Here is a 20216-nt window from a genome sequence, read left to right on the forward strand (position 1 = left end):
CAACGTTCGACCGCCGCCCGACCCGTGCCCGCCGGCGAGCCCCGCCGTGCACTCAACCCCGGACGCTTCCGGGCTTTCGCGCACCGAATCGCCCGAAGCGTCCGGGGTTAAGTGCATGAGCCGGCCGGGGGAGGTTACGGCGGGCCGTCGCCAAGCGGGCGAAGCATCCGCCGAATCCGGCCCGCACCCCCACCGGACTGGATACCGTTGCGCCATGACCTCCCGAGACACCGACGCGACCACCGACGCGACCACCGACGCGGCCGCGCGCGAGCACGCCACCGCGACCACCTCCACCACCGGCCCCTCCGCGACCGCCGCCGACACCCCCGTGACCATTTCCTACGAGGAGATCGACGGCGCCCGCATCGCCGTGGTGTCGCTGAACCGGCCGGCCAAGCTCAACGGCCTGACCATGGCGATGCTCCGCGGCCTCGACGACGCCGCCAAGGCGCTGCGCCGCGACCGCGACCTGCGCGGCGTGATCTTCGCCGGCGCGGGCGACTCCTTCTGCGCGGGCCTGGACTTCGGGTCGGTGCTGAAAAAGCCCATGGACATAGTCAAGGCCTTCGCCCCGAACCCGCTGGCCGGCGACGGCACGAACCTGTTCCAGCGCGTCTGCTGGGAGTGGCGCCGCCTGCCTGCACCGGTCATCGCGGTGGTGCACGGGCATTGCTACGGCGGCGGCGTGCAGTTGGCGCTGGGCGCGGACTTCCGGGTCACGGCCGCCGACGCCCGCTGGTCCGTCCTCGAGGCCAAGTGGGGGCTGATCCCGGACATGTCCGGCGCGCGCACGCTGGCCGATCACGTCGGCGCCGAGCAGGCGCGCTGGCTGACCATGACCGGACGAGAGTTGTCGGGCGCCGAGGCCGTCGAGGTCGGGCTGGCCACGGAAACGACCGAGTCGCTTGACGACGCCCACGCGCGAGCCCGGGAGATTCTCCGTGAATTGATGGGCCGCTCCCCCGACCAGCTCGCGGCGACGAAGTCCCTGTTCCGCGATGCGTGGCGCTCGCCGCGGGCGACGTTCCGCGCGGAGCGGTTCGAGCAAGCCAAACTGCTGCTCAGCGAAAACGCCGCCCGGGCGCGCACCGCCGCGATGAAGAAGACGCCGCCGAACTTCGTCCGCCGGGGGACGTGGGCGTTCGGGGCGAAGAAGAAGTAGGCCCCGGCCAACGCCCGCACTCCGGGGGACCTGGGCGTTCGGGAAGCGGAAATAGTTGCCCGCGTCCCGAAAGCACAGGTGAAGCCCGCCAATTCCGGTTGCCACCGGGGCATGACCGACAGCGGCGAGAACGGCACGGGCGATGCCACGACACGGGTGGTGATCATCGTCGGCCGCGCCTCCGACAACACCTCCGCAGACACCGCCGGCCGCGCCCCACCACAGGCCCAGCCACAGCCGCAAACACCGCCGGCCACCTAACCCCGGACGCTTCCGAGATTTCGCGCAACGAATCGCCCGAAGCGTCCGGGGTTACGTGCACGACCAAACCGGCGGACGTGACGGTAGACGTGGCGGTGAGCCGTAAAACGTGGCGGCGGGCCGTCGTCAAGCAATGCAAGTGCTTTGCGACGGCCCGCGCCCGCCGCACCCCGCGGCAATCGGCTGCAACCTCTGGCAATTCCTTTGCCCGCGGCCCGGCGCGACCGACAATCGAGGCAGACAAGGAAACCGGTGGGACCCTCCGCCCGCCACCCGACCCGTCCCGGAAAGGACGAGCCGATGTCCGCAAAGATCGTGAAGGCCGAGTTCTTCGTCACCTCCCCGTCCCGCAACTTCGTCATCCTGCAGCTGGCCACCGGCGACGGCGTCATCGGCGTCGGCGGCGCGTCGCGCACCGGTGCCCGCGCCTACGGCCGCGCCTCCGGCACGGACCTCGAGTCGCTGTTCGACTCCATCCGCTACGAGATGGAGCTCGGCTACACCATGATCCGCGTGCAGACGTCGGTGCCGGGCATCGAGAAGCTGTACGGCGTCGCGGCGCAGGAGCAGTCCTCCGGCGCGCGCTACGACTTCGAGCCGGCCAACCGCGGCGGCTGGCCCGTCGAGGAGGACTGGGACACGGCCGCCTACATGCGCCACCTGCCGACCGTCTTCGAGGCGGTGCGCAACGAGTTCGGCCCGGAGCTGCCGCTGCTCCACGACGGCCACAATCGCATGACGCCGCGCGAGGCGGCGCAGCTGGCGAAGTCGCTGGAGCCGTACAACCTGTTCTGGCTGGAGGACGTCACGCTCGGCGAGAACCAGGAGAATCTGCGCTACGTCCGCCAGCAGTCGACGACGCCGCTGGCCATCGGCGAGGTGTTCAACACGGTCTACGACATCAAGGACCTGATCAACGAGCAGCTCATCGACTACGTCCGCTGCGCGACCACGCACTTCGGCGGCATCACCCCGCTGAAGAAGGTCATGGCGCAGGCCGAGCCGTACCAGATCAAGTCCGGTTTCCACGGCCCGACGGATGTGTCGCCGATCGGTTTCGCGGCGGAGCTGCACCTGGACATCAACATCCACAATTACGGTGCGCAGGAGTACATGACGCACACGCCGGAGACCCTCGAGGTCTTCGAGACGACCATGACCTTCGAAAACGGCATGCTGCACCCGTCGGATACGCCGGGCCTGGGCGTGACGTTCCACCCGGAGGTCGCCGAGAAGTTCCCGTACGAGCAGGCGTACCTGCCGTACAACCGTCTCGCCGACGGCACCGTCCACAACTGGTAGCCATCGGGCACGCGATGCCGGGGCCCCGGTTCGCCGGGGTTTCGGCTGGAAAGGATCCGCGAGATGTCCGCTGACGGCACTTCGCTTTACGACGCTTCGTCCGCCCGCGACGCCACTCCCGCCGGGGGTTCGGCCGGCCGGGGTGCCCCGCCGCGGGTGGTGGTGATGGGCGTGTCCAGCTGCGGCAAGTCCACGGTCGGGGAGATGCTGGCGCTGAAGCTGGGGTTGCCGTTCATGGACGGCGATGACCTTCATCCGGCGGAGAACATCGCGAAGATGGAGTCGGGCACGCCGCTCGACGACGATGATCGGTGGCCGTGGTTGACGCTGGTCGGCCGGTGGTTGGCGGATCACGACGGCGGCGTCATCGCATGTTCGGCGCTGAAGCGTTCGTACCGTGACCGGATCCGCGAGGCGGCGCCGGACACCGTGTTCGTGCATCTGCACGGGTCGCGGGAGTTGATGGGGGCGCGGATGGCCGCGCGGCCGGGGCATTTCATGCCGACGTCGCTGCTGGATTCGCAGTTCGCCACGTTGGAGTTGCTCGGCGACGACGAGGCCGGCCGCGTCTACGATGTGTCCATGACGCCCGGCGACATCACCGATCACGCCGCAGAGTGGCTGCGGCGGAGCGGCGAGGCCTGACCCCTGCCCCGCGCGGCGTCCTAGTCCTCGTCCTCCAGGTACGGCCCGGCGACGGCGAGGAGCCCCTCGACGGACGGGCAGACGTACCAGGAGCCCGTCAACGCGTCGGTGAAGTCGGTGAGCCGGTCGCGCGGGCCGCCGTCGGCGCCGGCCATGCGGCGCAGCATCTCCTCCAGTCGCCACTGGTCGTGGCTGAAACCGACGAATACGGTGCCGTGGTCGGTCATGTCGCCGTAGGCGGTGTTGCGGCGGAAGACCTCGAGCTCCTCGCCGTCGACCTCGACGACGGATCGGGCGACGTGGGAGGACTCGGGCTTGACGTCGTCGTCCAGCTCGACGGAGCCGACCTTGGTGCGGCCGATGACGTCTTCCTGGTCGGCGTCCGACAGCCCTTCCCACTTCTCGGTGCGGTGGCGCCACAGCTGGTAGAGCAGCACCGACGCTCCGGCGCCCGGTTGGCCCGGCGCGACGGCGACGACCCCGGGCGCCTCCAGTGCCCCGGGGTTTTCGGTGCCGTCCTCGAATCCGGTGAGGTCGCGGTTCATCTCGTAGACCCAGCCGACCGTTGCGTCGGCGACGTCGAACAGGCCGCGGACTTCGCCGAGGATGTGGTGCTCGACGTCGAATGCCTGCGAGCGTGACGACGACGCGACCCACAGCCACACGTCGTGCTGGGTGGCGGGCATGCGGTACCCGTCGCGGCTGCGGATCGGCTCGTCGAAATCATGGACGTCGGCGGGCACGTGCGCGGCGTCGGCGATGGTGGCCCACAGGCTCGGGCGCACGCCGACGACGACGTTGGCGCCGGAGGTGCTGGGCAGATTGATGGCCGCGGCGAGCTTTCCGACGGCTTCCGCCGCATCCGCCCCGTCCTTGACGTCGAGTTCCACGTAGGCGTGATCGGTCACGCCAATGCCGGTGATTCCGCTCTGGTGCATCATGACCCCATCTTCTCATCGTCCGCCCGCCGCGGCGGGGCCCGTCACCTATTCGGCGGGGCGGGGCGGATTAGTCGGCGGGCGCACGGCCGGAGCCTCTAGTCGGCGGCGCCGTCCAGGTCCCCGACGAAAGGGATGCCCTCGGCCGCGCGGCCGGAGTCCAGCCAGTCCCGGACGACGGCGGTGGAACGGCAGTCGTCGCCGTTGTAGCGCAGCAGTTTCGCCCGGGCCGCCGCCGGGTCGCCGACGATGCCGACGGCCTCGCGGTAGAAGGACAGCGACGCTTCGCCGTCGGCGTCCTCGTCGCGCCACGCGAACCCGGCCAGTGGCGCGACGACCTTCAGGCCGAGCCCTTCGGGGCTGATCAGCTGCTTCTTGGTCACGCGGAACAGGTCCACCCATTCGTCGGAGGAGATGAACTTCTCCACTTCGCCGATGGTGGGCACGTCCAGGACGTGGGCGCCGTGCGGCCCGTCGACGACGAATTCCATCCCCTCGAATCGTTTCGCCGAGTGCCGCAGCCAGTGGTTTTCACCCTCGGCGGCCCAGCAGTACGCGCGGAAGGTCCGCCCGGCGCCGACGGCGGCGGCGCGGCGTTCCATGAGCCAGTCCCAGAAGCGGGCGAAGTTCTCGGCCTCCGCCGTACCGCCGAGCCCATCCGGCCCGGGCGGCGCCCACGTCACGTGCGGCACGTACCCGTCCTCGGGCGACCAGGCGCCCCACAGGTACGCACCGTGGGCGGGGTAGGCCTCCAGGTCGACGTCGATTTCCACGTCGGCGCGGGGGGCGGTGGTCTCTCGCACGCGCAGTGCGGCGGGCTCGCCGGTGACGGACAGCAGCGCCAGGTACCGGTCCTCGCCGGCGGCGTCGGTGCGCGCCAGCTCACGGATCGTGGAGATGCCCGCCCGCCGATATTCGTCGCCCCGGTTGCCCGGCAGCAGCAGCGAGATGTCGTCGGCGGCGCGCAATTCGGCTTCGCACGCCTCGCGCCAGCGGCAGCCGCGGCATTCGCGGATCTTGCGCGGCGCCAGCGGCCACTCGCCCAGCTTCCACGTGTGGCCGTCGACCTTCGGCGCGGGGGGCGGGGCCGTTTCGCTTGACGACGTCCCGCCCGCCTCGTGTCCGGCCATCTCGGCACGTTCGACGGCATGGATGGCGGCACGTGCTCGTCGCAAAGCAGTCCTGTACGCCGCGACGCGCGGGCCCTCGTCGACGACGACCACCCGCGTCGGGTCCGCGCCGATGCCGCCGACCAACCCGCAGGACGCCCCCAACCGGTGCAGCAGCGCGGCGGCCTGGCCCAGGCGCACCGCGTCGGCTGCGTTGTGGCGGAGCTTCAGCGACTCGTCGACGACGATGCCCTGGCGCAGCGACCGGCCCAGCACCCCGGGGCGGCCCAGGCGGGCGACGGGCAGGATGCGGGCGGCCTCGGTGCGGCGGCGGCGCTGCTCCAGCAACTTGTGGGCGGCGATGAGCACCGGCAGATACCCGTCGCCCATGCGCACCAGCAGGTCGGGGCGGCTCTCCTCGGCGATGCCGGAAAACGCGCGGTCCCCCGGCGGGCGCTCATGGCGCAGCACGCCGCCGACGATCAGATCCGCGCCCGCGGCGATGGCCTCCAACGTGGCCAGATCGGCGTCCGGCCCGTCCTCGACGACCACCGGATCCGGCAGGGCCGCGATCACCGATGCCCGGTGGTGCGCCCCCAGCTCCGCCCGCCGCCGCGCCGTTTCCGAGTCCGCCGGCCGCACCCCGCCGGCGGAGCGGTCGCGGACCAGCCGGTACCGGCACCCGACCAAATCGGGCCCGGTCACCGGCTGCGGGACGGTATCCTCGGTGTTCACGATGCAACCAGGGTATCGCCCGGCCGCGACCGGGGTTAATCTGGTTGCATCACGAATGATCCGCGGCCCCGCCGCGGCAGAAATTCGATCGACACGAATACACCGAACGCAGACTTCGACCGCAGATTAGGGATTCCATGAGCTTCTTGGGCGACTACCGCGACCGCCGCCGCGAAACGAAACTGAAGCTGAAGGCCGCCAAGGCCAAGGCGAAGGAAGACGCGAGGCACGAGGCGAAGCTGAAGGACAAGGCCTACCGCGATGGGCTGAAGGCAGCCGAGGTGGAGCGCAAGCGCGATTCGAAGGCCGCCGCCAAGGAGGCCAAGCTCGAGCGCAAGCTGGACAAGCGCGCGATGAAGCGGGCGGAGAAGATCCGCAAGGCCGGCTGGAAGGACGAGCAGAAGGCCCTGAAGGCCAAGCACAAGCACCAGAGCCGCATGGCGGAGAAGATCCTGGAGCAGCAGCGCAAGCAGGGCATGACGTCGGACAAGGCGAAGGGCTGGGTCGGCGCGACCCGTCTGCTGCTGCCCGTGGCCCTGCCCATCGGCTACCGGCTGATGACGTTCGTGCAGAACCGCGGCCAGGACGCCTCGGCCCGCCGATTCGGCGTCTCCGGTGACGCGGTGGCCCGTTTCCACGGGTACGGCGCCCCGCTGCGCGCCCGCATCGAGGGCATCCGCGGTTCGCTGGAGCGCCTGGCGAAGTCGAAGGCGTCGGGCACGGCGGGCTTCGTCAAGGACGCCGACAACCGCCTGGATCTGCTCGTCGACGCGGTGGAGACCGCCGAGCACATGACTCCGGACCAGCGCCGCCGCGCGCACACGTCGATTTCGGCGGAGCTCGATGGCATCGATTCGGAGATCATGGCCAAGATGGGCCTCACCGCCTGAATTCCCGCCCCGGGTCGTCCGGGGGAACCGAAGGTGTACCGGAGATGAATCTTCCGTGAAATACCCCGCGATGGGGTGACTTCGGGGCACGACCGATTGGCGATACAGGTAGCGCCCAAGTGTCATATGTCTCATGACTGATTTCGAGGGCCGCTCACCGGCCGCCGCGCCGACCCCGACCCGCCGAACCGTGCTCAAGGCGGGCGCCGCCGGTGCCGCCCTCGTCGGCGCGTCCGGGCTGGCCGGCCGCTTCAGCGCTTCGGCCCAGGAGGCCGCGCAGGGCGCGGTCGACGCCGGCGGGCACGCCGTGTTCCAGCATGGCGTCGCCTCGGGCGACCCGCTGCCGGATTCCGTCCTCTTGTGGACCCGCGCCACCTCCCATCCGGGAGACGTTCCCGGCGCGGGCGCCGGCACCGTCGTCAAGCTCCTGTGCGAGGTGGCCACGGACGATTCCTTCGGCACCATCGTCCTGTCGGGCGAGGCCATCGCCGACCCCGCCGCAGACAACACCGTCAAGCTCGACGCGACCGGCCTGGCCCCCGACACCTGGTACAGCTACCGCTTCACCGTCGCCGAGGGCGAATTCGCCGGCCAGGTCTCCCCGATCGGCCGCACCCGCACCACCCCGACCGCGGGAGCCGCGCCCGACAAGCTCGGCATCGCCCTGACCTCCTGCGCCAACTGGGAAGCCGGCTACTTCTCCGCCTACCGCGACATGGCGGACAACGCCGACGTCGACGTGATCATGTGCGTCGGCGACTACATCTACGAATACCCGCGCGGCGAATACACCGGAAAGAGCGGCGCCATCCGCGACCATGAGCCGGCGCACGAGATCATCTCGCTGGCCGACTACCGCCGCCGCTACGGCCACTACCGCACCGACGCCGACCTGCAGGCCGCCCACGCCGCCAAACCGTGGCTGGTGACCTGGGACGACCACGAGGTGACCAACGACAACAACGCCACCGGCGCCGAGAACCACGACCCCGCCACCGAGGGCGACTACGTAACCCGCCGCGACGCCGCCATCCAGGCGTACCTGGAGTGGCTGCCGGTCCGCGCCACCCCGCTCTCGCAGGGCGGCCACCTGTACCGTTCGTTCAGCTACGGCACGCTGGCCGAGATCGTCATGCTGGACCTGCGCACCTACCGCGACCAGGCGCCCGAGTTCGTCAACATCGGCGACACCGACGACCAGGGCCGCACCATGCTCGGCTCGGAGCAGATGAACTACCTGCATTCGCGGTGGAGCACGTCGAGCGCGAACTGGAACCTGGTGGGCAACTCGGTGATGTTCACCCCGGTGCTCATCCCGCCGCTGGACCCGCAGACCTCCGGCGCGATCGCCGAGCTGATGGGGCTGCCGCAGGACGGCATCCCGTACAACTCGGACCAGTGGGACGGGTACGCCGCCGAGCGCCGCCGCCTGATCCGCATGATGGCGGACGAGGGCCTGGACAACGTCGTGTTCCTCACCGGCGACATCCACTCCTCGTGGGCGTGCGACGTGCCAGTGACGCCGGGGCGCTACCCGGGCGATGGCGTGGCCGCCGCGGAAATCGTGTGCGCCTCGGTCAATGCGTCGAACATTGACGACATCGTGAAGCTGCCGCAGCGCAACGCCATCTCGCAGACGGCGGAGCAGGCTCTGATGGCGGCCAACCGGCACCTGAAGTGGATCGAGTTCGACCACCACGGTTACGTCAGCGTGCAGGTCCGCGCCGACGAGATCCTGGCGGAGTACCGCTTCGTCGAGGACAAGACCGTTCCGGCCCAGCCGCTTCACTCCGCCATGCGGTACCGCGTGCGCCGAGGTGAAGGCGTTTCACCTGCGTAAATGCGTTATTCGGCGCATATGCCAAGCCCCGCAAGCGATGTCGCTTGCGGGGCTCCTTCGTTTCCGCCATTCACGGCCCCATGCCGAATGTCCGCGCGTTCGCTTGACGACGGCCGGGCGAAATGGCCGGATCATCGCGGATCATGCCCGCAACCGGCGGTTTTTTGCGCCAGGGATGCATGACGCGCGCCGAGGGTGTTTGCATTATTTTGCCGCGGGAATTGTTTTCACCACGGCATGGCGGGCGAATGAACAAACGAGATCCTAAGAATTGCCGAAGTTTCGAAAGTGAATTGCCGCTAAGCAATTGAAGTGGTATAAAATCGGGCGCCAGAACCAAAGACGTCGACCAGACCACGGTTGCCGGTGATCCCCGGCGCCGTCAACGAAGATTAAGGTGCACACCATGGCGCGCAAGGAAGTTATCCAGTACATCGACGATCTCGATGGGAGCCCCCTGAACGAAGACGACGTGAAGGTCGTCCGTTTCGGATATCAGGGCCGCAACTACTACCTCGATCTTTCCGCCGACAATGCGGCGAAGTTCGACGAGGTGCTGCGCCCCTACGTGGAGAAGGCGCATGCCGACGACTCCGCCCCGGCCGCGCGCACCCGTCGCGGCACCAACCCGAATTCCACCAAGCAGCGGGAGCGCAACCGCATCATCCGCCAGTGGGCGAAGGACCGCGGCATGGACGTCGCGGACCGCGGCGCGCTGCCGAAGACCATCATCGACGAATACGAGGCCACTCACTCCTGATCGTCACGGTGTGACCTCTTCTCGACCCACGTGACCGGCCCGGATCCTTCCAGGCCGGTTTCGCGGGTCCCCTGAACCCGGAAAGGGATGGGGCTCGATGCTGGAACCCCTGGTCTTCGTCATTTCGGGGATCTTGAAGGCCTGGCACCTCGCCGTTGCGGCGGTGCCGGGCGTTTCCGTGTCCGCGGCGTGGACCGCATCGGTGATTTTGCTGTTGATCACCGTTCGAATGGCATTGCTGCCGTTTTCGTACCGGCAATTGTCCATGGGCCGCAAGACGGTGAATCTGCGCCCGCAGTTCGCCGCGATCCGCGCGAAGTATTCCCGCAGCGTCGATCCGAATGCGCCCAAATACCAGCGGTGGGCCATGCAGGAGCTGCGGGAGAAGCACGGGATCAGTTTTTGGGCGGGCCTGGTGCCGCCTCTGGTGCAAATACCGGTGTTCATCGGTCTTTTCCGGATGCTCCGGCGAATGGCCAACGCCGGCGCCCACGGTTCCGATCAGGTGGCCGAAGGGGTCGGTTTCCTCAGCGGCGCGGAAGTGCGGGAGTTCGCGTCCGCCACGTTTTCGGGCGTTCCGCTGCCGGCCTATCCGGCGATGCCGGAGGCCCAATTCGCCGAGCTGGGCACGACTTTCGCCGCAGTCATCTCGGTGTGCGCGCCACTGATTTTCGCGGCCGCGACGTTCACGGGCATCAACATGGCGATTTCCATCAATCGCCTCCGCCGCACCCTCGACCATGGGTCACGGTTCATGCGCGGCACCTACAAGTACCTGGTGGGGGCCACCTTTTTCGCGGTCGCCTTCCCGTTGTTCTTCGGCTTCCTCGGCCCCGCCCCGTTGGCGATCATCGTCTACTGGGTCTGCAACAACCTGTGGACGATGAGCCAGAACGCCATCATCACCATCATCCTCGAACGGCGCCATCCCCTGACGCCGGAGTTCCGCGCGCTGCGCGACCGGACACGGGATGCCCGACGGGATGACCGTGCGAAGCGTGCGCGGGATCGTCGTGAAGCACGAGCTTCCCGGTGGCGCGCCGTGGCCGGCACCATCCGCAACCCCTCGCGCCGCGCCGACCTGTGGGACGCGCACCGGACGATGCTCGCCGAGCGGGAAGCCGCCGCGAAGGCCGTGCGCGACGCGCAGCTGCAGAAACGGGCGAAGGTCCTCCAGGTCCGGCAGCTGGCCCGGCTCCTGCGAGCCGATTCGCAAGGAGACCTGCCCAGTTTGGGCGGCACGACGCACGTCAACGAAGCGTGGCGACGGTCCCCCGCCGACGACGCCGCGGGGATCGGCGACAAAGGCCAGTTCGTCGGCAAGCTCGGCCAGATCGGCGTGCACATGGCCCATGCACGACAGGAACGGCAGCGCGAGAACGCCACGGCGAGGCGGCTGAAGAAGCTCCGGCGCCCCAGGTACTGACGCGCCCGAAGCAGCCGGGGCCCCTTCGCCTCAGTGCCGCGCGTACACCAGGTCGCGCGCGAGGTCGCGGGCGGTCTGCAGCGGCGTGAGGTCCTTGGACATCTTCGCCCCCGCCAGGCCGCCGTCGAGGTAGAGCATCAGCATGTTGGCGTGCAGCGACGCCTGGTTGCACTCTTTCTCGGCGAGCAGCTCGCGCAGGCGGTCCCACACCCAGGCGCGGTGGCTGACCACCGCCGCGCGGATCTCCTCCTCCGACTCCGTGGCCGGGTTCGGGTACTCGGAGGCGGCGTTCTGGAAGTGCGAGCCGCGGAAATCCATGCCCGGCTGCTCGGCGATGCACTGGTCGAAGAACGCCAGGATCTTCTCCTCCGGCGTATCCAGGGCCTCGGCGCGGGCCTGCCACGCGGCGCGCCACTTCTCGTCGAGGTCCTCGAGGTACGCGATGACCAGCTTGTCCTTCGATCCGAACAGCGAGTACAGGCTGGCCTTGGCCACGTCGGCCTCGCGGAGCACGCGGTCGATGCCGATGACGCGGATGCCTTCGTTGGTGAACAGCTCCGTCGCCGAGGTCAGCAGCCGGTCGCGGGGACTCGGCCGGTTGCGGCGCCGCGACGCGGCCTTGCCGCCCCGCGCCGTCTTGCCGGTCGTCGCATCCGCCACGTCGTGCTCCCGTCCCTTCGTCGTACCTGCCCGGCGAGATTCCGCGCCGGCACCGCACCGACTGGTCAGACTGGTCAGTGCATATCGCGCTTTCCCCCGAGTTTACAGTCACGGCGGCGGCGGGGAGGGGTGGCCCGCCCGTTTTCCGGTCGCCGGCCCATTTCGGACTTCGGGGCGAACGGCTTTCGCGTGGGCATCGCAAAGCAAAAAGAAACCGGGCCGCCCCTCCCGAAGGAGGAACGACCCGGAGTCGGTGAGTTACCGCTTAGCGGCGCTTGGTCACCAGGCCGACGATCCACAGAAGGATCACGGCGCCCAGGAGGCAGGTGAGGAAGCTGAAGATCATTCCGCCACCCTCGACGTCGAAGCCGAGCATGCCGAGCAGCCAGCCACCGAGGAAGCCGCCGATGATGCCGACGATGATGTTGAGCAGAATGCCCATCGAAGCGTCGGTGCCCATGATCTTCGAACCGATCCAGCCGGCCAGACCACCGATGATGATCCAACCGATCCAGCCGAGGTTCGGGGAGGAGGCGGCGAGAAGCAGGGTGTCAGTCATGAAAGAGATCCTTTCGCTGGGGAAGAAAGCGTTGTTCACCATTGTAGGTGAACTTGGTTGCTCGACGGCAACACGACGCTAACGTTTGGGGAACGTTTTATGAACTTCGTTTACTCAAAATCTCAGGTCACGCTTGGTTTCCGGCGCCGCGGAATTTTTCGGAAAAATTTTCGCCGACCCCCGATCAAAAGGCTTCACGTTCGACGGTCGGTGCCGGAAACGCGCCCCAGAGCACGACGGGGCGAGGCCGGGATCAGGCGCGAAACCCGACGATCCCGACCCCACCCCGGGGTCTGCTTCTATCCAGGTCCTACTTCGGCAGCTCGTCCGGGCGGACGACCATCATCGGGCACGGCGCGGCCTGCAGCAGCGCACGCGACGTCGAGCCGAGCAGCATGCCCTTGAAGCCGCCGCGGCCATGCGAGCCGACGACCAGCAGCTGCGCGCCCTCGGACGCGTCGGCCAGCGCGCGCACGGGGCGGTCGCGGGTGACGACCTTGGTCACCTTCACGTCCGGGAAACGCTCCTGCCAGCCGGCCAGGCGGTGTCCGAGCAGCGCATTCTGCTCCTCCTCCACGACCTGCCACTGCTGCTGCGCGGCCGACAGCCCGGCCAGCGACGCCTGGACCTGCATGTCCATCCAGGTGTGCACGGCGATCAGCTCGGCACCGCGGGCATCGGCCTCCTTGAAGGCGTTCTCGATGGCCTTCTGCGACACTCCGGAGCCGTCGACGCCGACGACGACCGGGCCGTACTTCGTCTCCTCGGTGACGTGGTTGTCCTCGCGGACCACGACGACCGGGCACGACGCGTGCGACACGACCGCGGCGGACACGGAACCCATCACCATGCCGGAGAGCCCGCCGAGCCCGCGCGAGCCCATGACGATCATGGTGCACTGCTCGGACAGGTCGAGCAGCATGTCGATGGGGCTGCCCTCTTCGATCTGGTGGGAGACGTCGACGTCGGGCACGAAGTCGACGGCGACCTTCTTGGCCTCCTCGATCTTCTCCAGGGTCTCGGCCTCGAGGTCCTCGTACAGTTCCTGCGGGGGGACCATGCCCTCCGCGTAGAGGAACTGCGGCATGGAGTAGCTGCTGACCAGCCGCAGCGGGATGCCGCGCTTGACGGCGGTGTTAGCCGCCCACTTGGCTGCGGTCTTGGACGCATCGGATCCATCTACTGCGCAGACGATGATGTCTTGCTTGGGCATGACGCCCCCTCCTCCTCGGGCGGCTCCCGGATTGCGGGGCGCCGCCGGTTGTGAACATCCACCTACCACGGTACCCCCGTAACGCGAATGAGTCCCGTGCGATTTTTCCGCTTCGCGGGGCGGTTGCTTTACGACGGGCCGACCGCCCCTACATCACCCCGCTCGCGTTCCATGCGTCGCCGAGCGCGCGAATGGAGTCGATGCGCACCCGCGGATCATGGGAGTACGTGACGGTGATGATTTCATCGGCCCCGGTTTCGGCGGCGAAGCTCTCCAAACCGGCGACGACGTCGTCGGCGGTGCCGTGGAACGAGCAGCGCAGGGTGGCCTGCACCCGCTGCCACTCGATCATGCTGGCACCGGCTTCGGGGTGGTCGACGGGTTCGGGCAGGGGCCGGCGGGTGCCTCCGCGGCCGATGTTCAGGAACATCTGCTGAACCACGGAGAACTCCCGGCGCGCGGCGTCAGCGGTGTCGGCGACGAGGACGTTGGCGGCGACCATGACGTGGGGCTCGGAGATCGTGGCGGTCGGGGCGTCGGGGCGGAACGAGTCACGGTAGACCTCGAGGGCCTCGGCCAGCTGGAACGGGGCGAAGTGGGAGGCCGCGGCGAAGGGCATGCCCAGCATCGCGGCGACGGAGGCGCCGGCCGTCGACGAGCCGAGGACGTACATGGGCACGTTGGTGGCCTGCCCGGGGTAGGCGACGATCCGCGCTTCCGGGCGCACGGGCCCGAGGTAGCGGATCAGGTCACGGATGTCGGCGGCGAAGTCGACGACGTCGGATGCCCCGCGCCGCAGCTCTCGGGCGGTCGACGGGTCGGTGCCCGGCGCGCGGCCGAGCCCGAGGTCGATGCGGTCCGGATAGATCGTCGCCAGGGTGCCCACGTCCTCGGCGACCCGCAGCGGCGCGTGGTTGGGCAGCATGATGCCGCCGGAGCCGATGCGGATGGTCGACGTCGCCCCGGCGAGGTGGCCCATCAGCACGGTCGTCGCCGAGGATGCGATGTTGAGGGTGTTGTGGTGCTCGGCGACCCAGAACCGCCGGTACCCGGAGGCTTCGGCGGCGCGGGCGGCGTCGACGCTGGCGGCGATCGCCTCCCTCGCGTTCGACCCCGAGGACACGGGGACCAAGTCGAGGACGGACAGGGGCACGCGGGCGTTGCTCATGCCTTCGTTGTATACGATCCAGTCCGTGTCCCGCCGTCGCCGCCCCGTCCCGCTGCCCATCCGCGACGGCCTGAACCCCTCCCGCGTCCGGGGCCCGGCCGCGCCCGGAAACGCCTCGGTGACCGCGCTGGAGCTGCTCGTCGCCGCCGTCGAGGGCCAGACCCACCGCCACCCCGACGATGGCGCCGCGGCGATCGACGCCCGTTTCGCCGCCGGCCTGGTCGTCGACGCCGCCGGCCGCCCGCTGGCCCCGGATGCGCGGCTGAAGCCCGGCGCGGACGTCTGGTTCTACCGCCACCCCGCCCCGGAACCGGCCATCGCCGGCGCGATGCCGATCCTCCACCGCGACGAGAACATCGTGGTCGTGGACAAGCCGCCGTTCCTGGCCACCACGCCCCGCGGCCGCCACATCACCGAAACCGCCGTGGTCCGCCTGCGCCGCGAGCTCCGCGACGGCGACCTGATCCCCGCCCACCGACTCGACCGCCTGACCGCCGGCGTCCTCGTTTTCGTGGCGCGGCCCGAAGCGCGCGGGGCGTACCAGAATCTGTTCGCCGAACCGGGGGCCGTCGTCAAGCGCTACGAGGCACTGACCCGCCCTCCGCAACCCTCCGACCTGCCCGGGCCCCCGTTCACCCTGGCCACGCGCCAGGAGAAGATCCGCGGGATCCTGCAGGCCCGCACCATCCCCGGCGAGCCGAACGCGAGAACGATCGTCGAGGGAATCGACCGCATCGTGCCCGACGACGCCCACCTCCCCGCCGAAGCCGCCCTGTGGAAGCTCACGCCGCTGACGGGGCGCACCCACCAACTGCGGCTGCACCTGCACGAACTGGGCTTCCCCATCCTCGGCGACCCCCTCTATCCCGACGTGCTGCCCGCCGACGCCGAGGACCCCGCGCACCCCATGCACCTGCTGTGCCGCGAGCTTGCGTTCGACGATCCCGTCACGGGGGCGCGGCGCGTGTTCCGCAGCCGCCGATCCGTGCTCGACCCCGCCGCCGACGGCACGACGGACACGCCGCCCCCACACCAGACATAATGGGGTGAACGCAGCCGCGGCCCACCACCGACCGCCGGCACGGACGAACGCACGGAAGGCCCACGATGCCCGAACCCGACGACCGCGGAGCCGCGAACACCCCGCGAAGCCCCGAACCAGCAGCCCGGGCGACCGGCCTGACCAAGCGATACGGCGAAGGCGACACCGCCGTGACCGCCCTCGACGCGGTCGACGTGGAATTCGGCCGCGGCGAGTTCACCGCCATCATGGGGCCCTCCGGCTCCGGCAAGTCGACGCTGATGCACTGCATGGCCGGCCTCGACTCCGCGACGTCCGGCAACGCCCGCATCGGCGACACCGACCTGTCCGGGCTGTCCGACAAGGAAATCACGGCGCTGCGCCGCGACCGGTTGGGCTTCGTGTTCCAGTCCTTCAACCTCGTGCCCACGCTGACCGCCGAGGAGAACATCACCCTGCCCGTCGACATCGCCGGGCGGAAGGTCGACCGCGAGTGGTTCGACTCCATCACCTCGCGCCTGGGCATCACCGGGCGCCTGACGCACCGGCCGTCCGAACTGTCCGGCGGGCAGCAGCAGCGCGTCGCCTGCGCACGCGCCCTCGTCGGCAGGCCCGAGATCATCTTCGGCGACGAACCGACCGGCAACCTCGACTCCAACGCGTCGCGCGAGGTGCTGCAGATCCTGCGCACCGCCGTCGACGACCTGGGGCAGACGGTGGTCATAGTCACGCATGACGCGAAGGCCGCCAGCTACGCCGACCGCGTCATCTTCCTCGCCGACGGCCGCGTCGTCGACGAGATCCGCGACCCGGACGCCGATTCCATCCTCAACCGCATGGCACGCATGGAAAACCTGTGAAACCTTCTTCTTCGACCATGCGGCGGGTGTCCCTGCGCAGCCTCGCCGCCCACAAGATCCGCTTCGCGCTGACCATCCTGTCGGTGGTGCTGGGCACCGCGTTCATCTCCGGCGCCTTCGTGTTCACCGCTTCGCTGAACAAGGCGTTCGACGGCGTGCTGGCCACCGCCTACGACGGCATGGACGTCGTCGTCGAATCGGAGTCGGGGACGCCGGGGATGAACCGGGACGTCGTCGCGCAGCTCGGCGACGTCGAGGGCGCCCGGGCCGCCAACGTCAGCGCCCGGGCCTCGAGCGTCATCATGACCGGCTCCGACGGCAAGCCCATCCAAACCGGCGGTGCGCCCGCCCAGGGCCTGCCGTTCTACGAGGAGCCGGAGGCCGTCGGCCCGCCCGCCACCTTCACCGAGGGCAATCCCCCGCGCGGGCCCGATGAAGTCGCCGTCAATTCCACCGCCGCCGAGCGCGGCAACGTCGGCGTCGGCGATCGGGTCACCGTGGTCACCGGCTCCGACCGAGCCGACGTGACCATCTCCGGCGTCTACGAGATCGACGGCGACGTCGCCGGCTGGATGGGCGTCCTGTTCACGGCCGACCGGTGGATGGAGCTCTACACCGACGGCGAGCACGTCGGCCGCGTCACCCTTGCCGCCGAGGACGGCGTCGGGCCGGAGGCGCTGCGCGACCGCGTCGCCGCCGAATTCCCCGACCTCGAGGTCGACACCGGCGCCGAGCTCGCCGAACGCGACTCCGAACAAATCTCGCAGGCGCTCGGCTTCGTCAACTACTTCCTGGTCGCCTTCGGGTTGATCGGGCTGCTGGTGGGCACGTTCATCATCTCCAACACCTTCTCCATGCTCGTCGCCCAGCGGACCAAGGAGTTCGCGCTGCTGCGCGCGCTCGGCGCGTCCCGCGGCCAGCTGACCGGTTCGGTGGTCATGGAGGCCGTCATCGTCGGGCTGGTGGGTTCGCTGCTCGGCGTCGCCGCCGGCTTCGGCCTGTCCCAGGTGCTGTACCTGGCCATGGGCGCGTTCGGCTTCGACATGCCGGGCAGCGGCCTGACGGCCACCCCGTCCGCGGTCATCGTGCCCCTGGTCGCTGGCCTGCTGATCACCGTGCTCGCCGCCTGGGCCCCCGCCGCCCGCGCGGGCGCCATTCCCCCGGTCGAGGCGATGCGCTCCGGCGACCAGGCCTCGAATCCCAAGCTCAAGGGCCGCACCATCGTCGGCGCGATTCTGGCGCTGGTGGCCGTGGCGCTCATCGGTTGGGCGCTGCAGTGGACCGACGGCGGCACCGGCGCCCGCGCGCGCCTGGTCGGATACGGTGCGGTCGCGGCGGTCGCGGCCATCTGGATGGCTGGCCCCGCACTGTCGATCCCCCTGGTCGGTGGTCTGGGCGCCATCATCGGTGCGCCGTTCAAGTCCGTCGGAAAGCTCGCGTCCACCAACTCCCGCCGCAACCCGCGCCGCACCGCAGCCACCGCCTTCGCGCTGACGCTCGGCCTGGCGCTGGTGGCCAGCGTGGGCATGCTCGGCTCGACGATGAAGGGCGTGATCGACGACTTCATGGACGAGAGCTTCTCCGCCGACTACGTGCTCAGCCCGCCGCTGATGGCCCACGTGGCCATGCCCGACGGCGTGCGCGGGGCCGTCGCCGACGTCGACGGCGTCACCGACACCGCCACCGTGTACCTCGGGGCGGTGACCGTGGTCGACGCGAAAGACCCGGCAGCCGCGGCGGAAGCGGAAGCCGCCATGGGCGGCGGCGCGACCGGCCCGGGCGGTTCCGGCGGACCCGGAGGCCCGGGCGGCGGATCCTTCCTCGACGGCGACTACGGCCGATGGTACTCCGCCGATGCCGTGGCCGGTTCGCTCGACCTGGCCTCGCCCGACGCCGGCGCAGTCGTCTCCGAGACGATGGCCGAGGAACGCGGCTGGACCCTCGGGCACCCGCTGCTGCTGGTCACGCCTATGGGGCCCCTGCCCGTGGAGGTCACCGGCATCCACGAGGCCAGCGACAACGACGCCGGAATCACGCTGTCGCCGTCGATCCTCGACCGCGCGGGCGCCTCGCGGGCGATGCTGACGCCCATGCAGGTGTTCATCGGCGTCGAGGGCGGCGCCGCCGACGCGCGTGCCGCGGCCATCGCCGACGGCGCCGCCCCCGAGGACCGCAACGACTACATCGACGCCGAATCCGTCGAGGCGATCCGCGCCCCGCTGGAGGAGGCCGTCGCCCCGTATTTGGTGGTGCAGGTGCAGGACCGCGAAGAGTTCGGCAGCGTCGCCACCTCGTCCGTCGACGCGTTGCTGGGCATCGTCTACGCGCTGTTGGGGCTCTCGGTGGTGATTTCGATCCTGGGCATCATCAACACGCTCGCGCTGTCGATCATCGAGCGCCGCCAGGAGATCGGCATGCTCCGCGCCGTGGGCATGCAGAGGGCCGACATCCGCCGGATGGTCCGCCTCGAATCAGTCCAGATCTCCATCTTCGGCGCCGTCGTCGGCGCGCTTTTGGGGCTTGGCCTCGGGTGGGCGCTTCTGACCGTGCTTGCCGACGAGGGCATAGGCACCATCGTCGTGCCCTGGACGTTGATCGCGACCATGCTGATCGGATCCGGGATCGTTGGCGTACTGGCGGCACTGTGGCCGGCACGGCGGGCGGCGCAGACTCCGCCGTTGGCGGCGATCGCCGAAGACTAGTCGACGCCGGGGGCTACGAGTGGAGGCGGCTCCGGGTTTCCCCGCCCCTCTCCCTGCTCGACTTCCGTGCTCCAGTTACACGCGCTACGGCCAGATGCTTGTGTTCGTACATGAGCACCTGGCCGTAACGCGTGTTTCTGTTTCGCTTGCTCGAGGGGGTGGCCGTCAGACCGCGGCGGCGGCCTTCGCATCGTCGATTTCGACGCGGCGGATGCGCTTGCCCAGGATCCTGAAGAACATGATGAACGCGATGGTCAGAAGGATGTGGCCGAGGCCCGCCATGCCGGACCACATGGGACCCCAAGCGTCACCATTGCCCATGGTGTGAACGATGCCGTTGGCCGCCATGAATCCGATCGTCCAGACCAGCGCGATGTTGTGGACGATGAACCAGGCGTTGAAGGACTTGTGGGCCGACAGGCGGAACAGCTTCTCCAGCGCCAGGACCACGAGGAAAAAGAACGTGCCCAGCACCAGCAGATGAGTGTGCAGCGTGTTCAGCTGCGAGCGTTCGACGGCATCGAAGAAGCGGGTCCACTCCCGGTAGAAGACGCCGGCGACGAGGCCGAGTCCGAGGTACGTGGCGGCGGCATAGTAGATCTTTCGCATGAGCTCGACCCTAGGCCGTGGAGGCCGAAACGCGAACTCACCTGCCATTTTCCACCCCGATGCCGGGTCAATCGAAGGTTGGGCGCCCGGAAACGACGAAAAGACCGTTGCCCCGACACGATCCCCCACTGGGGACCACATCAGAACAACGGTCTCATCATTCAAACCATGTTATTGGCCGGCGGTGACCTACTCTCCCACACCCTCCCAGGTGCAGTACCATCGGCGCAGGTGGGCTTAGCTTCCGGGTTCGGAATGGGACCGGGCGTGACCCCACCGCTATAACCACCGACACGTATACACGGGACACTTCGCAACCCACCACACACACAACCAAAGGCTGCGCGGGGATA

The 20216-nt window shown here is 69.2% G+C and carries 18 protein-coding genes and 1 rRNA gene; 11 read left to right on the plus strand and 8 right to left on the minus strand.

The genetic code is table 11. From position 1 onward, the window contains the following. Positions 1-214 precede the first annotated feature (214 nt). The 4 genes from CX1_RS07175 to CX1_RS07190 all read left to right on the plus strand — a co-directional run bounded on the left by CX1_RS07175 (position 215) and on the right by CX1_RS07190 (position 3373). Entirely contained in the window at positions 215-1165 is a 951-nt protein-coding gene (locus CX1_RS07175) for a crotonase/enoyl-CoA hydratase family protein (protein ID WP_082719199.1), read from the plus strand. 111 nt (positions 1166-1276) lie between these two features. Next, positions 1277-1426: a hypothetical protein gene (locus CX1_RS07180; RefSeq protein WP_155868494.1), complete on the plus strand. Its 150-nt coding sequence runs from the start codon at positions 1277-1279 to the stop codon at positions 1424-1426. A 300-nt stretch (positions 1427-1726) separates the two neighbouring features. Beyond that, the gene (locus CX1_RS07185; protein ID WP_046649659.1) at positions 1727-2728 is read left to right on the plus strand and encodes an enolase C-terminal domain-like protein; all 1002 of its coding nucleotides are present in this window, start codon (positions 1727-1729) and stop codon (positions 2726-2728) included. Between the two features lie 165 nt (positions 2729-2893). After that, positions 2894-3373 carry a gluconokinase gene (locus CX1_RS07190; protein WP_046649673.1) on the plus strand — a complete coding sequence of 160 codons (480 nt, stop codon included), beginning with the start codon at positions 2894-2896 and terminating at the stop codon, positions 3371-3373. A gap of 20 nt (positions 3374-3393) precedes the next feature. On the opposite strand, the gene CX1_RS07195 is transcribed toward CX1_RS07190, so the two are convergent. Beyond that, positions 3394-4314, minus strand: a complete 921-nt coding sequence (locus CX1_RS07195) for a Dyp-type peroxidase (RefSeq protein WP_082719200.1) — start codon at positions 4312-4314, stop codon at positions 3394-3396. 95 nt (positions 4315-4409) lie between these two features. Then, complete coding sequence (locus CX1_RS07200) at positions 4410-6155, minus strand: TM0106 family RecB-like putative nuclease (protein ID WP_060925466.1); 1746 nt, start codon at positions 6153-6155, stop codon at positions 4410-4412. 137 nt (positions 6156-6292) lie between these two features. Here CX1_RS07200 and CX1_RS07205 point away from each other — a divergent pair, with 137 nt between their 5' ends. The 4 genes from CX1_RS07205 (at position 6293) to yidC (ending at position 11071) form a co-directional block, all read left to right on the plus strand. Next, positions 6293-7045 (plus strand): DUF6474 family protein, encoded by a 753-nt coding sequence (locus CX1_RS07205; protein ID WP_046649660.1) that lies wholly within the window; start codon positions 6293-6295, stop codon positions 7043-7045. A gap of 133 nt (positions 7046-7178) precedes the next feature. After that, entirely contained in the window at positions 7179-8885 is a 1707-nt protein-coding gene (locus tag CX1_RS07210; RefSeq protein WP_082719201.1) for an alkaline phosphatase D family protein, read from the plus strand. 406 nt (positions 8886-9291) lie between these two features. Next, positions 9292-9645, plus strand: coding sequence for a histone-like nucleoid-structuring protein Lsr2 (locus tag CX1_RS07215; RefSeq protein WP_046649661.1), 354 nt, complete (start codon positions 9292-9294; stop codon positions 9643-9645). 97 nt (positions 9646-9742) lie between these two features. Beyond that, on the plus strand, positions 9743-11071 hold the full coding sequence (yidC, locus tag CX1_RS07220) for a membrane protein insertase YidC (RefSeq protein ID WP_052753046.1): 1329 nt from the start codon (positions 9743-9745) through the stop codon (positions 11069-11071). Between the two features lie 30 nt (positions 11072-11101). Here yidC and CX1_RS07225 read toward each other — a convergent pair whose 3' ends face one another. The 4 genes from CX1_RS07225 to CX1_RS07240 form a co-directional block, all read right to left on the minus strand. Beyond that, the gene (locus CX1_RS07225) at positions 11102-11731 is read right to left on the minus strand and encodes a TetR/AcrR family transcriptional regulator (protein ID WP_046649662.1); all 630 of its coding nucleotides are present in this window, start codon (positions 11729-11731) and stop codon (positions 11102-11104) included. A 265-nt stretch (positions 11732-11996) separates the two neighbouring features. After that, positions 11997-12290 (minus strand): GlsB/YeaQ/YmgE family stress response membrane protein, encoded by a 294-nt coding sequence (locus CX1_RS07230; RefSeq protein ID WP_046649663.1) that lies wholly within the window; start codon positions 12288-12290, stop codon positions 11997-11999. Between the two features lie 310 nt (positions 12291-12600). Next, the gene (locus tag CX1_RS07235; RefSeq protein WP_046649664.1) at positions 12601-13503 is read right to left on the minus strand and encodes a universal stress protein; all 903 of its coding nucleotides are present in this window, start codon (positions 13501-13503) and stop codon (positions 12601-12603) included. Positions 13504-13651: 148 nt separating this feature from the next. Then, entirely contained in the window at positions 13652-14671 is a 1020-nt protein-coding gene (locus tag CX1_RS07240) for an LLM class flavin-dependent oxidoreductase (RefSeq protein WP_046649665.1), read from the minus strand. On the opposite strand from CX1_RS07240, the gene CX1_RS07245 reads away from it, so the two are divergent. From CX1_RS07245 to CX1_RS07255, 3 genes are all read left to right on the plus strand, one after another. Beyond that, positions 14670-15713 carry a pseudouridine synthase gene (locus CX1_RS07245; RefSeq protein WP_046649666.1) on the plus strand — a complete coding sequence of 348 codons (1044 nt, stop codon included), beginning with the start codon at positions 14670-14672 and terminating at the stop codon, positions 15711-15713. The two genes, CX1_RS07240 and CX1_RS07245, sit on opposite strands and share 2 nt — an antisense overlap. Before the next feature lie 65 nt (positions 15714-15778). Continuing rightward, a complete protein-coding gene (locus CX1_RS07250; protein WP_046649667.1) occupies positions 15779-16552 on the plus strand; it encodes an ABC transporter ATP-binding protein in 774 nt (257 codons plus the stop codon). Positions 16553-16569: 17 nt separating this feature from the next. Then, positions 16570-19254: an ABC transporter permease gene (locus CX1_RS07255; protein ID WP_046649668.1), complete on the plus strand. Its 2685-nt coding sequence runs from the start codon at positions 16570-16572 to the stop codon at positions 19252-19254. A gap of 165 nt (positions 19255-19419) precedes the next feature. On the opposite strand, the gene CX1_RS07260 is transcribed toward CX1_RS07255, so the two are convergent. Both CX1_RS07260 and rrf read right to left on the minus strand, forming a co-directional pair. Next, positions 19420-19863 carry a DUF2871 domain-containing protein gene (locus CX1_RS07260; RefSeq protein WP_046649669.1) on the minus strand — a complete coding sequence of 148 codons (444 nt, stop codon included), beginning with the start codon at positions 19861-19863 and terminating at the stop codon, positions 19420-19422. Between the two features lie 176 nt (positions 19864-20039). After that, positions 20040-20156, minus strand: a 5S ribosomal RNA gene (gene rrf, locus CX1_RS07265). Positions 20157-20216: the final 60 nt, after the last annotated feature.

It is taken from the genome of Corynebacterium xerosis NBRC 16721 = ATCC 373 (assembly GCF_001552415.1).
In the GTDB taxonomy this organism is placed as follows: domain Bacteria; phylum Actinomycetota; class Actinomycetes; order Mycobacteriales; family Mycobacteriaceae; genus Corynebacterium; species Corynebacterium xerosis.

Excerpts from the sequence above, each read along its gene's own strand:
- CX1_RS07175 (WP_082719199.1), top strand. The coding sequence starts at position 215 with ATGACCTCCCGAGACACCGACGCGACCACCGACGCGACCACCGACGCG.
- CX1_RS07180 (WP_155868494.1), top strand. The coding sequence starts at position 1,277 with ATGACCGACAGCGGCGAGAACGGCACGGGCGATGCCACGACACGGGTG.
- CX1_RS07185 (WP_046649659.1), top strand. The coding sequence starts at position 1,727 with ATGTCCGCAAAGATCGTGAAGGCCGAGTTCTTCGTCACCTCCCCGTCC.
- CX1_RS07190 (WP_046649673.1), top strand. The coding sequence starts at position 2,894 with ATGGGCGTGTCCAGCTGCGGCAAGTCCACGGTCGGGGAGATGCTGGCG.
- CX1_RS07195 (WP_082719200.1), bottom strand. The coding sequence starts at position 4,314 with ATGATGCACCAGAGCGGAATCACCGGCATTGGCGTGACCGATCACGCC.
- CX1_RS07205 (WP_046649660.1), top strand. The coding sequence starts at position 6,293 with ATGAGCTTCTTGGGCGACTACCGCGACCGCCGCCGCGAAACGAAACTG.
- CX1_RS07210 (WP_082719201.1), top strand. The coding sequence starts at position 7,179 with ATGACTGATTTCGAGGGCCGCTCACCGGCCGCCGCGCCGACCCCGACC.
- CX1_RS07215 (WP_046649661.1), top strand. The coding sequence starts at position 9,292 with ATGGCGCGCAAGGAAGTTATCCAGTACATCGACGATCTCGATGGGAGC.
- yidC (WP_052753046.1), top strand. The coding sequence starts at position 9,743 with ATGCTGGAACCCCTGGTCTTCGTCATTTCGGGGATCTTGAAGGCCTGG.
- CX1_RS07230 (WP_046649663.1), bottom strand. The coding sequence starts at position 12,290 with ATGACTGACACCCTGCTTCTCGCCGCCTCCTCCCCGAACCTCGGCTGG.
- CX1_RS07235 (WP_046649664.1), bottom strand. The coding sequence starts at position 13,503 with ATGCCCAAGCAAGACATCATCGTCTGCGCAGTAGATGGATCCGATGCG.
- CX1_RS07245 (WP_046649666.1), top strand. The coding sequence starts at position 14,670 with ATGCCTTCGTTGTATACGATCCAGTCCGTGTCCCGCCGTCGCCGCCCC.
- CX1_RS07240 (WP_046649665.1), bottom strand. The coding sequence starts at position 14,671 with ATGAGCAACGCCCGCGTGCCCCTGTCCGTCCTCGACTTGGTCCCCGTG.
- CX1_RS07250 (WP_046649667.1), top strand. The coding sequence starts at position 15,779 with ATGCCCGAACCCGACGACCGCGGAGCCGCGAACACCCCGCGAAGCCCC.
- CX1_RS07255 (WP_046649668.1), top strand. The coding sequence starts at position 16,570 with ATGCGGCGGGTGTCCCTGCGCAGCCTCGCCGCCCACAAGATCCGCTTC.
- CX1_RS07260 (WP_046649669.1), bottom strand. The coding sequence starts at position 19,863 with ATGCGAAAGATCTACTATGCCGCCGCCACGTACCTCGGACTCGGCCTC.